This window comes from Brasilonema sp. UFV-L1 (genome assembly GCF_012912105.1).
Taxonomy (GTDB): Bacteria; Cyanobacteriota; Cyanobacteriia; order Cyanobacteriales; family Nostocaceae; genus Brasilonema.
Genome location: NZ_QMEA01000042.1, coordinates 1 through 14117 on the forward strand (window position 1 = coordinate 1; position 14117 = coordinate 14117).

Annotated in this window: 13 protein-coding genes; 8 read left to right on the forward strand and 5 right to left on the reverse strand. The window is 40.0% G+C overall.

What is annotated here, in order from left to right:
• The first annotated feature begins 142 nt into the window (after positions 1-142).
• Together DP117_RS13990 and DP117_RS13995 are read left to right on the forward strand one after the other, a co-directional pair.
• On the forward strand, positions 143-1312 hold the full coding sequence (locus tag DP117_RS13990; protein WP_169218911.1) for a CO2 hydration protein: 1170 nt from the start codon (positions 143-145) through the stop codon (positions 1310-1312).
• A 218-nt stretch (positions 1313-1530) separates the two neighbouring features.
• The gene (locus DP117_RS13995) at positions 1531-1671 is read left to right on the forward strand and encodes a hypothetical protein (protein ID WP_169218910.1); all 141 of its coding nucleotides are present in this window, start codon (positions 1531-1533) and stop codon (positions 1669-1671) included.
• 71 nt (positions 1672-1742) lie between these two features.
• On the opposite strand, the gene DP117_RS14000 is transcribed toward DP117_RS13995, so the two are convergent.
• From DP117_RS14000 to DP117_RS14010, 3 genes are all read right to left on the reverse strand, one after another.
• Positions 1743-3254 (reverse strand): aminotransferase class I/II-fold pyridoxal phosphate-dependent enzyme, encoded by a 1512-nt coding sequence (locus tag DP117_RS14000; protein ID WP_169218912.1) that lies wholly within the window; start codon positions 3252-3254, stop codon positions 1743-1745.
• 19 nt (positions 3255-3273) lie between these two features.
• Positions 3274-3978: a DJ-1/PfpI family protein gene (locus DP117_RS14005; RefSeq protein WP_169218913.1), complete on the reverse strand. Its 705-nt coding sequence runs from the start codon at positions 3976-3978 to the stop codon at positions 3274-3276.
• A 97-nt stretch (positions 3979-4075) separates the two neighbouring features.
• Positions 4076-4966, reverse strand: a complete 891-nt coding sequence (locus tag DP117_RS14010) for an AraC family transcriptional regulator (RefSeq protein ID WP_169218914.1) — start codon at positions 4964-4966, stop codon at positions 4076-4078.
• 128 nt (positions 4967-5094) lie between these two features.
• On the opposite strand from DP117_RS14010, the gene DP117_RS14015 reads away from it, so the two are divergent.
• Positions 5095-5316 carry a hypothetical protein gene (locus DP117_RS14015; RefSeq protein WP_169218915.1) on the forward strand — a complete coding sequence of 74 codons (222 nt, stop codon included), beginning with the start codon at positions 5095-5097 and terminating at the stop codon, positions 5314-5316.
• A 61-nt stretch (positions 5317-5377) separates the two neighbouring features.
• Complete coding sequence (gene ychF / locus DP117_RS14020; RefSeq protein ID WP_169218916.1) at positions 5378-6469, forward strand: redox-regulated ATPase YchF; 1092 nt, start codon at positions 5378-5380, stop codon at positions 6467-6469.
• A 54-nt stretch (positions 6470-6523) separates the two neighbouring features.
• On the opposite strand, the gene DP117_RS14025 is transcribed toward ychF, so the two are convergent.
• Positions 6524-7051, reverse strand: coding sequence for a GNAT family N-acetyltransferase (locus tag DP117_RS14025; protein ID WP_248277660.1), 528 nt, complete (start codon positions 7049-7051; stop codon positions 6524-6526).
• A gap of 13 nt (positions 7052-7064) precedes the next feature.
• Here DP117_RS14025 and DP117_RS14030 point away from each other — a divergent pair, with 13 nt between their 5' ends.
• Entirely contained in the window at positions 7065-8015 is a 951-nt protein-coding gene (locus DP117_RS14030; protein WP_169218917.1) for an isopenicillin N synthase family oxygenase, read from the forward strand.
• Positions 8016-8225: 210 nt separating this feature from the next.
• Here the strand turns inward: DP117_RS14030 and DP117_RS14035 are convergent, their stop codons facing one another.
• Positions 8226-10175 (reverse strand): iron uptake porin, encoded by a 1950-nt coding sequence (locus tag DP117_RS14035; RefSeq protein ID WP_169218918.1) that lies wholly within the window; start codon positions 10173-10175, stop codon positions 8226-8228.
• 635 nt (positions 10176-10810) lie between these two features.
• Between DP117_RS14035 and DP117_RS14040 the strand changes: the two genes are divergently transcribed.
• The 3 genes from DP117_RS14040 to DP117_RS14050 all read left to right on the forward strand — a co-directional run bounded on the left by DP117_RS14040 (position 10811) and on the right by DP117_RS14050 (position 14073).
• Positions 10811-11596 carry a hypothetical protein gene (locus DP117_RS14040; RefSeq protein WP_169218919.1) on the forward strand — a complete coding sequence of 262 codons (786 nt, stop codon included), beginning with the start codon at positions 10811-10813 and terminating at the stop codon, positions 11594-11596.
• A 120-nt stretch (positions 11597-11716) separates the two neighbouring features.
• The gene (locus tag DP117_RS14045; protein ID WP_169218920.1) at positions 11717-12541 is read left to right on the forward strand and encodes a hypothetical protein; all 825 of its coding nucleotides are present in this window, start codon (positions 11717-11719) and stop codon (positions 12539-12541) included.
• 371 nt (positions 12542-12912) lie between these two features.
• Positions 12913-14073 carry an FAD-binding oxidoreductase gene (locus tag DP117_RS14050; protein ID WP_169218921.1) on the forward strand — a complete coding sequence of 387 codons (1161 nt, stop codon included), beginning with the start codon at positions 12913-12915 and terminating at the stop codon, positions 14071-14073.
• The last annotated feature ends 44 nt before the right edge of the window (positions 14074-14117 follow it).

The following is a 14117-nucleotide window of genomic DNA, read 5'->3' on the forward strand; positions in this document are numbered from 1 at the left end:
TCATGGGGCGATTTTTCCGGAGGCACCGCAGTTTTTCTAGGTAAAAGCCCAACCCCTTGCCTATGCTCAGCCTCCAGTCAAGAGTTACTGTGTTGGTGAGTTCTTCTTTAAGATGAATATTAAGTATATCGGAGAAATCTCAATGGTAAACATCAAAAATAAGCCCGTTAACTATGCATTATTTGAGTATATCGAGCGATTGGAAGCGGGAGGAGCATTACTTCCTGATACTCCAGAAAATTTGCTAGAAGTTGTCGGCATTCTCAAAAGTTATGGTGTAGTCTTAGATGCCTACTCAAAAAACCTCATTTATGTTGCTGAACATCAATTTTTAGTATTTTTCCAATTTTGGAAATACTTTAATGGAGACTTTTCTTTTAAAAAATTACTACGGCATTGGTGGCATGACAGAATTAATTTTGAGTATGCCGAATATTGTATGAAAGCCATGATCTGGCATGGTGGCGGTGGGTTAGATCAATACTTAGATTCAACAGAATTTGAAGAGAGAGCACAAGCTGTAATTAAAGCAAAATTTAAAAACAATCCCATCATCTTGGGAGTTAATCAACTATTTCCTGATTTCTTAACAGAACTATTGCGTGTCAGTTCTTACTCCACTGGTTTAGGTCAATTTTGGAGAGTAATGGCTGATATTTTCCTCAGTTTATCAGACCTTTACGATCAAGGTGAAATAAAATCTATTCCTGATGTTGTAGAACACATCAAAGCAGGTTTGGTAGCAGATGCCAACAAGCCGATTACCTACGCTGTTAAAATTCGGGATAAAGTTTACGACATTATTCCTAAATCTACTGGTTTGACATTTCTTGCAGATACAGCAATTCCTTATGTAGAAGCAGTTTTCTTCCGGGGAACAGCTTTTCATGGCACAGTTTCATATAATGCTCAAGCTTATCAAATTCCCCCTGATCAAGCTCGATTTCAATATGGCGCTTTGTATGCCGATCCGTTACCAATTGGCGGTGCAGGCATTCCTCCTACCTTATTGATGCAGGATATGCGTCATTATCTTCCAGATTATTTGCACGAAGTTTATAAGCGTAGTCGTCGGGGAGAAGATGATTTGCGAGTTCAAATTTGTATCAGTTTTCAAAAATCGATGTTTTGTGTGACGACAGCAACGATTTTAGGACTCATGCCTCATCCAGTTGATACTCAAAATCCAGATGAACAAAAAATGAATCGAGTGTATATGCAAAAGTGGCTTGATAGGTTAAAAACTTCGCGTTTGGAAGAGGTAAACAACGATTCTAGTTTTTGTCCGGTGGCTTTACGTAAGACGGTTTGATAGATTTACAAAAATCTGGTTTATGTCTCTTTGGAACTGCAGATGGGCACAGATGAATGCAGATGGTTTATTTGTGTGCATCTATGTTTCTCTAAGGGAAAAAGATGTGTATAGTTTTCAAAAGCCACAACTTGAATAAGCTGGTAAACATTTCTTGTAGGATGTGTTAGGCGCAAGCTATAACGCATCTTATAATTATTACGAAAGGAACTCATCAGATGAAAATCAGAGGAATTAAACGCGGTCAAAACATCGAACTATTAGAGTCAGTGGACAGTATACCCGATGGAGCAGAAGTTATAGTTGATTTAGAACCTTCTTCCACTAAATGTGTTGATATTAGTGTAGGCGATCGCTAGCCCCTTTGGGGGCGCTGCGCAAACGCTGTTGCGCTTTGCGCAGAACGTTCTCATCAAGAAAAGCTAATTCTTTATACTTTCACTACCTTTAACGTTCTTAAACTTGTATCAGCACAACCGCTGATAAATCCACCCAACTTCTGAATGTGTTGTAAATACTCTAAAGCAAATTGAGAGATAATTTCTCCAGGCATCAAGATAGGAATTCCTGGTGGATATGGACAAATGATTTCAGCACAAATACATCCTGAGGTTTCTTGTAATGGCAAGGTTTCTGTAGGAGCAAAGAAAGCTTCGCGAGGCGAAATCTGTATAGAATTTCCTGTGATGCTAAACAAATCGTTTCCTCTCTCCATTAACAAAGAGTAGGCAGGAGAAGGAGTTTTTCGATACTTTTTAGCAAGAATAATAAAAGCTTGCACTAATTGTTCAATATCTTTTTGGGTGTTACCTAAACTAATAATAAAAGTGAGATGTTGTAGTGATGAAAATTCAGCGGTTACACCTAGCTTATCATTCAGAATTTCCTCAGCTTCAAAGCCAGTCAAACCCAAATTAGAAACCGTGACAGTTAATCGCGTTTTATCTAAAGCAACGAAGCCAGGTGATGCCCCCTTACCCCCCTCACCCCCCTTACCAAGGGGGGATGGGGGGATTTCCAAAACCGATAAACCAGGGATTTGACTAATACGGGTTCTCGCTTCTTGGGCTAGTTCCAAAGTGCGAGACATCAATTCTTTACCATAAAGCGCCATCTGCTGACGCGCTGCATCCAACGAAGCTAAAAGTAAATAACTAGGACTAGTCGATTGTACGAGTTGCAAAGCTTTACTAACACGGTCAATATCTATCCTGTTGCCTTGAACATGTAGCATCGATGCTTGAGTCAATGCGCCTAGGACTTTGTGAATCGATTGTACAGTTAAATCAGCACCTGCGGCTAAAGCTGAAGTGGGAAGTTGCGGATGAAAGGCGAAGTGTGCGCCGTGTGCTTCGTCCACAATTAAGGGGATATTGTATTGGTGGGTGAGGGAAGCTATCGCCTCCACATCTCCACACACACCGTAGTATGTCGGGTAAACCATAAATACTGCTTTCGCATCAGGATGCTTTTCCAAAGCAGCTTGTACAGCACTAGGAGTGATACTGTGAGCAATATCTAAAACTGGATCATATTCTGGATAAACAAAAATTGGGATAGCGCCAGAAAGAATTAAACCTGCTATGGCAGAAGAATGAACATTCCGAGGTAAGATAATTTTATCTCCCGTGCCGCAAGTTGCAAGAATTGCCGCTTCAATTCCACAAGTAGAACCATTGACAAGAAACCAAGTTTGCGAAGCACCAAAAGCTTGAACTGCGAGTTGCTGCGCTTGCTGAATCACGTCGCTTGGTGCAAAAAGATTGTCTAATTCTGCTAATTCTGGCAAATCAGCACGGAACACAGCTTTACCAAAAACATCACTTAAGGATTTCGAGATTCCTTGTCCTCGTTTATGTCCTGGGGTGTAAAAAGCAGCGTGAAAACGTTCTGCACAGGCTTTGAGGGTGTCTAGTAAAGGTGTTTGGTTTTGATTAAACATTTTAGCATTTTTTGTGTCATTATTTTTGATTACTCTCTAACCGAATTGCTGCTTGCTGAGACTCTAACAATATTGCTTCAAAAATTTCTACACCAGCACGTTTGACAAGTTTTGTAACTGCGCCTGCTGTTTCAGGAGAACCAGCATTAAATGGTGGAGATGGATTATACTCCAAAAACAATTGGATGAATTTTGCTGTCTCTTCACCCCAGAGTTCCGCTGCAACTACAAGTCCAAAGTCAATACCTGCAGTAATACCTCCGCCTGTGATGCGGTTTCTATCAACGACAACACGTTCATGACTCACTTCAACTCCCATGCAAGTCAGACAATCCCGAAACATCCAATGACACCCTGCTTTATAGCCTTGGAGTAATCCAGCTGCTGCTAGAATCAGCGAACCCGTACAAACTGAGGTGATGTATTGAGCATTTTTTGCCTGTTGTTTTAAAAATCTCAGCACTTCCAAGTCACGCATCATTGGAACAATTCCCATCCCGCCACCTGGAACACAGATGACATTCAATTGTGGACAATCAGCAAACGTAGTTGTTGGATGAAGAACCAAACCACTCATATCTTTTACAGGTTCCAAATTTTTCCAAATCAAATGCACGCGGGCAGTAGGTATTGTGGAGAACACTTGGTAAGGTGCAGTCGCGTCTAATTGGGTAAAGTCTGGGTAGATTAACAAACCGATGTTGTATTCAACTGAGCTGGTCATAGTTATTTTGTCAAATATTTATTTTTACAAGCCTCACTGTAGCAAACGTAAAAGTAACAATCTTGTAAATTCTTGAGATTTTTTCGGTAAATTCTTGCTATTGTGAGCGCATAGCTTTTGGAGTGAGTCCAACCAAACGCTTGAAGTGCTTAGTCAAATGACTTTGGTCTGTAAAGCCGCACTCTAAGGCAACTTCAGCAATGCTGAACTCTTGGTTTTTCAACAAAACTTTTGCTCGTTCTATTCGCTGTTGAATCAAATATTTATGAGGAGTCATGCCGACTGATTGTTTAAATAGATGACAAAAATAGTAATGACTAACTCCTAAAAGTTCGGCGATATCTGCTAACTTGATATCTTGGTCAAGATGTGCATTGATGTAGTCAATTGCTAGTTGTAACTTGTTCTTGGCAAGACCGTCGCTGTAAGCTCTGATTACGGGTTTATAGTTAGCATAAGCTTGGAGCAAACGAACTGCTAGCATTGTCGCAGCCGATTCAGCAAACAACCTGCTTGAGGAATGTCCAGTTTCAATCTCTGCTTTTAGTGCTTCTGCTGTGTGCAGAATAACGGAGTCAATAATAGAAAATTGTGGGATGAGTTCGATAACATCTCCCTTCATTGACTCATAGACTACTTTTTCCAAAAACTTGGGGCAAAGGGTAACTATCAAAAATTCTCCCTCTCTGTCCCAACGTAACCATTGGCTAACGTTAGCAGGGGTTAATTGAATGATACCATTGTCTACGAGCTGAGTTCTTGATTTCCCATCTTTTCGGACTTCTAATTGAAATTGATTGTAGGCAAGCGCTAGGGCATGATGCGTTAAATAGTGTTCAGTAGTAGAATGAGCGGGATGACAATAGTAAAATATATTAATACTTTCCCATCCTGCTTGCTGACTCGATAGAATTGGAGCTTGAGGCAAAATTTGAAGGGATTCCTCCTGCTTGATTAAATTAACCAGAAGCAGTTCACTATCACTCATACCAAAGCCAGAGTTTCTCACATTTATCAAAAGTTTTAAAACATTTCGGTTTACTGATATTGGAAGATGTCGCCAGTATCTATTGTCATCTAGGTTGGTAAAGTCGGATGATTTAAGTAGACATTACCATGATTTATCCCAATCCTGGACCTTTACCAGAACCACAGATTCCGAATCCATTACCAGATCCATTACCAAATCCTGAACCACCATCCCAACCAGGGGTTCCCCAACCCATACCAGCACCTGTCCCTGAACCAGTTCCAGCACCAGTTCCTGAACCTGTACCTACTCCCATTCCGCAGCCTGTACCAGCACCTATTCCTCAACCTGTACCAGCACCTGTTTGAAACTCCTTGCTTGTAGTTTTAAGATAGCGTTTGGTACCAAATCCAGAATTTTAAATCTAAGATGCTACGAGCCGGAATTGTCGGACTCCCTAACGTTGGAAAATCGACTTTGTTTAATGCCTTGGTTGCCAATGCTAAGGCAGAAGCAGCCAACTTCCCTTTCTGTACTATAGAACCAAACGTCGGCGTTGTCTCTGTGCCGGATGAGCGGTTAAATGTTTTATCGAAGATTTCTTCCTCAAAACAGATTGTTCCGGCGCGTGTTGAGTTTGTAGATATCGCCGGTTTGGTTAAGGGTGCGAGTAAGGGTGAGGGATTGGGTAATCAATTTCTATCCCACATCCGGGAAGTTGATGCAATTGTTCATGTTGTACGTTGTTTTGAAAATGACGACATTATCCACGTTGCTGGTTCAGTTGATCCAGCGCGAGATATTGAAATCATCAATTTGGAACTCGGTTTAGCCGATTTAGCACAAATTGAACGGCGGATAGAACGCACCCGCAAACAAGCTCGTACTAGCAAAGAAGGACAAATTGAATTAGCTTTGCTGGAGAAATTAGCTGCTGCATTAAATGAAGGTAAATCAGTACGACAAGTTAGTTTGACTGAAGAAGAAGCCGAGATTATTAAACCACTAGAACTGCTCACAAATAAACCGATTATTTATGCTGCCAATGTGTCTGAAGATGAATTAGCAACAGGTAATGAATACGTGGAAAAAGTGCGAAAAATTGCATGTGCTGAAAATGCACAAGTCGTCGTCGTTTCTGCACAGGTTGAATCGGAACTCATTGAACTTCCAGAAGAAGAACGCTCTGAATTCTTGGCATCTTTAGGTGTAGAAGAAGGTGGTTTAAAATCTCTGATTCGCGCTACATATACTCTGTTAGGTTTGCGCACTTACTTCACCACAGGAGAAAAGGAAACCCGTGCTTGGACTATCACTGCAGGAATGTCAGCACCACAAGCAGCCGGTGTCATTCACAGCGACTTTGAACGAGGATTTATTCGAGCAGAGACTGTTGCTTATAATGATTTAGCCACAACTGGTTCAATGAATGCTGCGAAGGAGAAAGGCTTAGTTCGCAGTGAAGGAAAAGATTACATCGTGCAAGAAGGCGATGTAATGTTGTTCCGCTTTAATGTGTGATTTTGTTGAAATTTCAATCATTAGAAACCCAGTTTTTTTAAGAAACTGGGTTTCTTAATTCGGCTTGAAAAATAACTCCATAAATATCCAAGACGAACGATATTTTTCAGGAATTTCACTTTCAGCATATGGCGAAATCTCCTGAAATCCAAGACTACGATAAAGCGCCTGTGCTTCCTTAGCAAAAGGAGCAGTATCCAAACGAATTATTGCATAGCCTATCTGGTGATCTTCATAGATAATCGCTTGTAATAAAGACTTACCTATTCCTTTTCTGCGAAACTCTGGTTTCACATACATCCTTTTAACCTCCCCGACATCTTCACCAATTTTTCGCAAGCAACCACAACCTGCTATCTTGGTTTCATATTCTCCCAGTAACACTCTTCCTTCTGGCGGTGCAAATTGTTGGAGTTTTGCCATATCTTGCTCTAAAAATGCATTAACATCAAAACTGATGTTGAATTGACGTTGAAACATCAAGTTAGCCCAGTTTAAGTATTCACAAAACAATTCTTGGACATATGTCTTATGTTCGTCTGTCTCTACTTGTATAATCTTGAGCAAGTTTGACTCCTCCATCAACTCATTCAATATGCTTGTAATTCCAGTTATTGATTTTTCTCGCTTCACTAAGGGTAATGTAACAGACAGGCAAACTGTAGTTAAACAAATTTATCAAGCTTGCCATGAAATCGGATTCATGTACTTAAAAAATACAAATATATCAAATGACTTAATTCACCAAGTTTTTAAAAAGAGCAAAAACTTCTTTAATTTACCTCTAACACAAAAGCAGCAGTTAGCTTGGAGTGATGAATTTAGTAATCAAGGTTATGTTGGTCTTGAAAGGGAACGTCTTAACCCCAATCACCCAGGAGACTTGAAAGAGGCGTTTAATATTAGTAAACAAAAGGTAACAGATATAAATGTCACAGATAAATTATCTTCTCCTGCAGAAAACCCTCACATTCTCACCTTCTACGAAGCTTGTACAGAACTTGCTAATAACGTTTTGCAGGCGATCGCCCTATCTCTAGAATTACCACAAGATTTTTTTACGACAAACCATAATCAGCAAAACCATACTTTACGACTACTGCACTATCCATCTTTGTCGCAGCTACCCAAACTCGGACAAGTTCGTGCGGGTGAACATTCTGACTATGGCAGCATCACCTTGTTGTTTCAAGATGAAGTTGGAGGATTAGAAGTACGAACAGCATCAGGAGAGTGGATTGCAGCTTCACCAATTCCTGATACTGTTATTGTTAACACTGGCGATTTAATGGAACGTTGGACAAATCACGTGTTTTGCTCAACAAAGCATCGGGTCATGATTCCAAACGATGAGAGGGTAAAGCAGTCGAGATATTCTGTGGCGTTTTTCTGTCATCCCAATGACGATACAGAAATTGTTTGTCTGAAAAGCTGTCAGAGGAATAAATCACCAATTTATCCTCCTATTCTTGCAGGAGAGTATCTTTTAAGCCGTTTACAAGCAACTTATACCAGTTTGAAAAAAGAATGCGACACATGGAGTTGAAAACTTTTAAACCCCTCCCTAACCCTCCCCGCGAATTCGGGGAGGGAAAGATTTTAGCGCAGCTAAAAGCGAGGGTGGGGTCATCTGTCGCAAACATTTTTTAAATCGGTATTATTAAGCAATACAGTCTAATGTAGAGACGTTGCATGCAACGTCTCTACATAATGTGAAATTGTTAGCAACAATCCTTAACTGAACTGTATTGACTTATTAAAAAGTGAAGGTGGTACGAAGTACGCCTACAGTTGTCGTATCATTTCTACTGTTACCTTCAGGATTAAAAAGGACAAATGCTCCTGGAGTAATGCTGATATTGTCACTCACTTTAAAACGGTAGTAAGCTTCTAAATGATAAGGAACAGCCCGCCGTTCACCTTCAGGCGTGAGTCTCGCATCACCATCTGCAGAAGTGCGATAAAGAGGCTGTCCAAAAAGAATCCCCGCATTGTTTCCTGGTTTGAATAAATCATTGAAGTGCAATCCCGCCATCCAACTTGTGAAGGTAGTGGAAGCATCAACACGACCTGAAGAATCATTCACAAATATTGCCGCACCGTAGCCAGATAAAGCAACTTTTGGAGAAAAACGCCAACTTACTGTACCGCCAACGGAGTTAAGTGTAACCGGTATTCCTAGTGAAACGCCAGCTAAAGAATAAATATCACTGCTGGTTAATCCTGTGCCCAAGATGTTGATTTCGTGATAACTGTGGGCGTAGTTTAGAGCAATATCTAGGGAACTGCTTGGTCTAAAGGTTAATTGTGTCGCGACAATACTACTACCTCCAAACACGCCTGCTCCCAAAGGTGTGTTAGAAACTCCCGGCAGACCCGCAACATCCGCAGCTGAAGTCGTAATATTGGCATTTACACTGCCATACAAAGCTCTGAGATCCACCTGCTTTGATATGTCAAAAATAAATCCTGCAGCCGATGCTAAACCAGAACCCGAAGTCCCGCCAGAGACACGTACCACGGGGTTTAAACCTGCAAAGCGAGAAATCGCTTCTTGTCCTTCACCATAAAAAGGTGTGATGGTAGGAAAGGCATCCGACACTTCCGCCGCAGTCCCAGCAAATAAAGTTAATTTCTTCGCAACAGGAAAGATATAAAGCAGCTTGTAAAGCTCAATGTCATTGCTACCAGTTTCCGACAAAGTTTTAACATCGACGCCAGGAAATTGCGGTTCAAAACTGACACGAGCACTACTAGCACTCAGAAGTGGCGAAGCTAACCCCAAAGATTTTTGAAGGCTACCACTACCACTCACACCACCTAAAAAGTTATGAGCTTGCAAACCAGTAATCAGTAAGTCTTTGCCTGTAAAGCTGGTGTTGAGATTTAACCGCACTCTATTTGTCAGGATAATATTTGAGTCATTGCTACCGGAAGCGCCTCCTGTTGCACCAATACCTGCTATAATGGCTTCTCCGCTGAGTTTAGTCGTTGTAGAAAATTGATTCGCTTGCAATTCGGCCGTGCGAGCTTCTACAACATCTACCCGACCTCGTAGTGTGGCCAGTTCTGCTGTGAAATCTTCTTGCAGTTTCTGCAAGGTGGTTAAATCTTCTTTTTTGACTAAATCAGCAGTTGCTGTGGCAATGAGTTCGTTGACTCGATTCAGACAGGCGTTTAAGCCAGCAGCAAATTCATAGCGAGTCATAGCGCGATTGCCTCGATAGGTACCATTTGGATACCCAGCAATACAACCGTAGCGCTCAACAAGAGATTGCAATGCCTGAAAAGCCCAGTCAGTAGGCTGTACATCAGACAATTGTGATACAGATGTGACTTGTGATATGACGTCTGATGCTGCAACTCTATTTGAAGATCTTGGGGTAGCTTGAAGCGAAGAACTAGGAACAGCAGTTAGTCCTAAATTCTTACTTTCCTGCTTCTGATTTAAAATAGACGAATCTTGTTGTTTACTATCCGTAGATACAATGGATTCTGCCTGAGTGTCATTAACAATAATACTGTCATGAAAACTTTTGACATCATAACTAGCACTACTGTTCAAAGTGTTTAATCGTTCAGCGTCATTTAGTTGAAGTGTGTCATGTGCTACCTCCAAATCAGGCATTGCTTGCACAGGTAATGGTCTGTTGATTAAACACACAAAACTGGCTCCACCAGCAAAAGCTAGTAGATATCTCTTCATAGTACACTCCTATACACCTAATACGAGAAACTAGACTGCGATAGTTGAAAACAAATGATTAAGTCAAATCAAGGCAAACTTTTCAACAGAATGTTGCCTGCTTCACTTAGTTTTTCTAAAGAAATAATATGATTATTTCAGTGAATTATGAGTTATTACCGCAATAGTACAAATTATCATAAATCGATTTCCGGCAATCATTCACACAAACTGTTATTTGTAATTCTTATATGTCCTATGTGATTATGTCTATTTTTATTAATCATTTCAAGAAAATTTTATATATTTTCATACAAAAATTACGTTGATTTTTTGTAACATTACTCTGGTATCAGTATAATTAAGTACTCTGTAGTAGTTGATAGCCATTTCATTTTTGAAAACAGTGTAGATTTTATGTAGCTTTAGCAAAAGTTACCTGAAAATTATGGAATTCTAATTATTTCCTTTGTATTAATTGTTAATTATCTCACAACAGAGACAATCAAAATAAATATTCAGAGAATTTTATGAATAAATATTTGGGATTTGGCAAGCGATTTTCAGTACTATGTACTCCACTCGTCGCGACTTCCGTACTCTTCACCTCACCAAGCCAAGCTGCGACTTTCGCTTTTTCGGATGGAGAATTAAGTTTGACAAATTTCAGTGGTATTCTTTCCACAGAATTTAGTAGCAACAATAATGCTGAAACAGAAGGTATTACTCTGGGTAAGGATGATTTTGTCGATTTGCAAAATAACCCAGTAGTAGAAACGTCGAGCTCTCCACCAAAAGCATCTACTGATGTTTTCAGTTCAGTGAGTGGGGAAGGTAGAAATTATACAGGATTAGTAAAAAGTCATTCGGGCATTGTTGGTAATTTTAATATAGGTGCTGGTCAAACTTTTTCTTTTGACTTCTCGTCTTTTCTAAGCCTAGGAACAGAAATAGAAACCTCTCCAGTAGAAAATGCCCAAGCTAATGGAGACATTGCATTCTATTTATTTGACACTTCAGATATTTCAGAACAAGCTCTTCCTAACTTTCTGACTGGTTTATTAGAAGATTCTAGCAGCATTAACAACAATTCGCTTTCCTTCTTTTCTCTGACTGGAAGTGTTAGCACTGTTGGTGATGATTTTCTCCTCACTCAAAATAGTTCAGATATTACCGTAACCGATACTTATACAAAAGTTGATTTTGAAGGGAATGAAGAATCTGCTCTGACTGAGTTGACGGGTTCTTTCCAACGCTATTTTGAGAAAAATACAAATGTTACTTTAATTGCAACTAGAAGAAGTCAGGCAAGAGTGACAGCACCTGAACCTGCAACTGGTTTTGCTTTACTGTTATTTTCAGCATTACTGGCTATGGCTAACAAAGATAGATTGAAAGCAAATTTCTCAAAACGTTTTTCGACAGTAAAAATTATAAAGTAAACGGCTGAGAATTAAGTCAAACTGTAGATAGAAAATTCTGTCAAGCTTTATCTAAATCTAACCAAGAGGTTTTTTCCAATGGCGACTCCAAACACATCAACCACGTCACCCAGTCAAACCGTGACTTCTGCTCTTTCTTATGGAGATTTATTTTTAACAAACTTGAGTCAAAGCTTTTCCACTATTGACAGTGAAAATTTGGCTGATACCTCAGCTTTTGCGAATGGTGGTACAGCAACTGTTTTTAATAATGCTGTCGTAGAAACTGATGATACAGAAGTATTGACATTTGCAACGAGTTCAGCTTCTGGTGAAAAGAAAGATTATTCTGCATTAGCAGAAACTTATGCAATTATTGTTGGTAACTTTGTTGTAGATGCTGGTAAAACTTTGTCTTTTAATTTTACATCCGCTTTAGATTTAGAAACCTCTACAGATACTTCACAACAATCAAAGAATGCCAGCGTTGTGAGAGAGGTTTCTTTTTCTTTATACGATACTTCTGATATATCTAAAGAAACTCTTCCAGACTTTCTTACCAATTTATTATCTGAGCCAGATAGTTTTGAAAAAAGTCCTCTCATCTTCTTTTCTCTTTCTGGAGATATAAACACCTCAGGTAAGAATAACTTTTTGACAATTGATAAAAGCGAAAACGTGACTATAGATACTGAATTCAAAGATTCTAATTTTGGAGGAAGTCAAAAATTTGCGAGTACTTTTGTTCGTGGTTCTGTAAAACGCTCTTTTAATAAGCAAACAAATATCACTTTAATAGCTTTGAGAAGAGGTCAAGCCAAAGTCGCCGCACCTGAGGCTTCACCTACTTTAATTTTACGCTCAATGCCTGGCTCACTGGGCATTACTACCCAAGGTAGACGTCAAGGTGCGACTTCCGGTCGCTCTTACGATAGAAAAGTTACAAAGCTTACTGTTGGTAAATAATTGTGGTAGTATAAGTTTCTCAAAATCAAATAAGTTAACTCAGATCTTGCACCTTAACCTGAGTACGCTTTGAACTGAAGTTCAAGGCTTATAACCAAAGTCCGTTTTAATTCACATCTTGCACCAATTGCGTTATTGCGATTTTTATAAGGTGGGCACTGCCTAAGGTTCGCTGAAAACCTTATTTTTACGTTGATAGCAGTGCCCACCCTACGGTTACTGAGAATGGTGCAAGATCTCAATTTTAACGGAGTTGAACTGTTAGCCTGAGAATTTATTTCTTGGCGGATGAGAATTATGGTGCAAGAACTGAGTTGGAGTAGCACCAAAGAGGAAAAATATTTTTTGAGCCTCTTAACTAAAGATATTCAATGAAAACCTACGACTGGATTGTTGTTGGTGCTGGTATTACGGGTGCTGCACTCGCCTACGAACTGGTAAAAAAAGACTCTCAAGTGCTTTTACTAGAACAATACGCGACCCCACAAAACGCAACTCGTTATAGTTATGGTGGTTTAGCTTTTTGGTCTGGTACTACTCCACTCACTCGCCAATTGTGTGAGGAGGGTATTTCACGTCACCGCATTTTGTCGGAAGAGTTGGATGCTGATACTGAGTTTCGGGAACTAGACTTATTATTGACCATTTGTGCCGATGCAGATCCAGCAAGCGTAGCAACGTCCTACACTCGTTTTGCTATCCCTCCGAAATTACTTAGTGTGAAGGAAGCTTGTGAATTAGAACCTCTGTTGAATCAAGAGGCGATCGCCGGTGCTTTAACTGTCAAACACGGTCATATCCATCCTGAAAAAACCACCCAAGCTTACATTAACGCCTTTTTGCGTGCAGGTGGTCAAATAAAGTTCACCCAAGTCATACAAATATTTTCAGGGAAAGTAACAACACCACAAGAAACATACTACAGTGCTAACACTGTCGTGTGCGCTGGTGGACTAAGCCGAGAACTGCTTAAATCATCCGGTATTTCCACCAAACTGTATTTCACTCACGCAGAAATGATTGAAACTCCACCTGTAGATAGACAACTGCGGACCATCGTCATGCCAGCAAATCTGAAAAGGTTCCAATTAGAAGTCAATTCCACTAAAAATGACGAATTGTGGAATCAATCAAATCTTGAGATAGTACCACCTATTTTAGATGCAGGCGCAGTTCAATTTAAAGATGGTAGTTTTCGCTTTGGTCAAATCAGCCGCGCCATCACAGATCCTTACGCCAATGTTGACTCCAAGCAAAGCGAAGCTAAGTTAAGAGCAAGCATCGAAAAAGTTTTACCGAAATTAAACAATATACCAGGAACATGGCACCATTGTTTGGTGTCATTCAGTAGCGATGCACTTCCCTTGATTGGTCTCATCCCAGAACGCGAAAACGTTCATCTTTTTTCGGGTTTTAGTAACCCCCTTGTCATTGTGCCTCCTCTGGCACAACATTTTGCAAATTCGGTCTTTGGAATGGAAGACGAAATGATTACCAAATTGTCCCCCGCTCGCTTTCTAAGTTTGTTGTAGCGTTTATAATAAAAACTAATATTTCAGTTCTTATGCCACAAGCA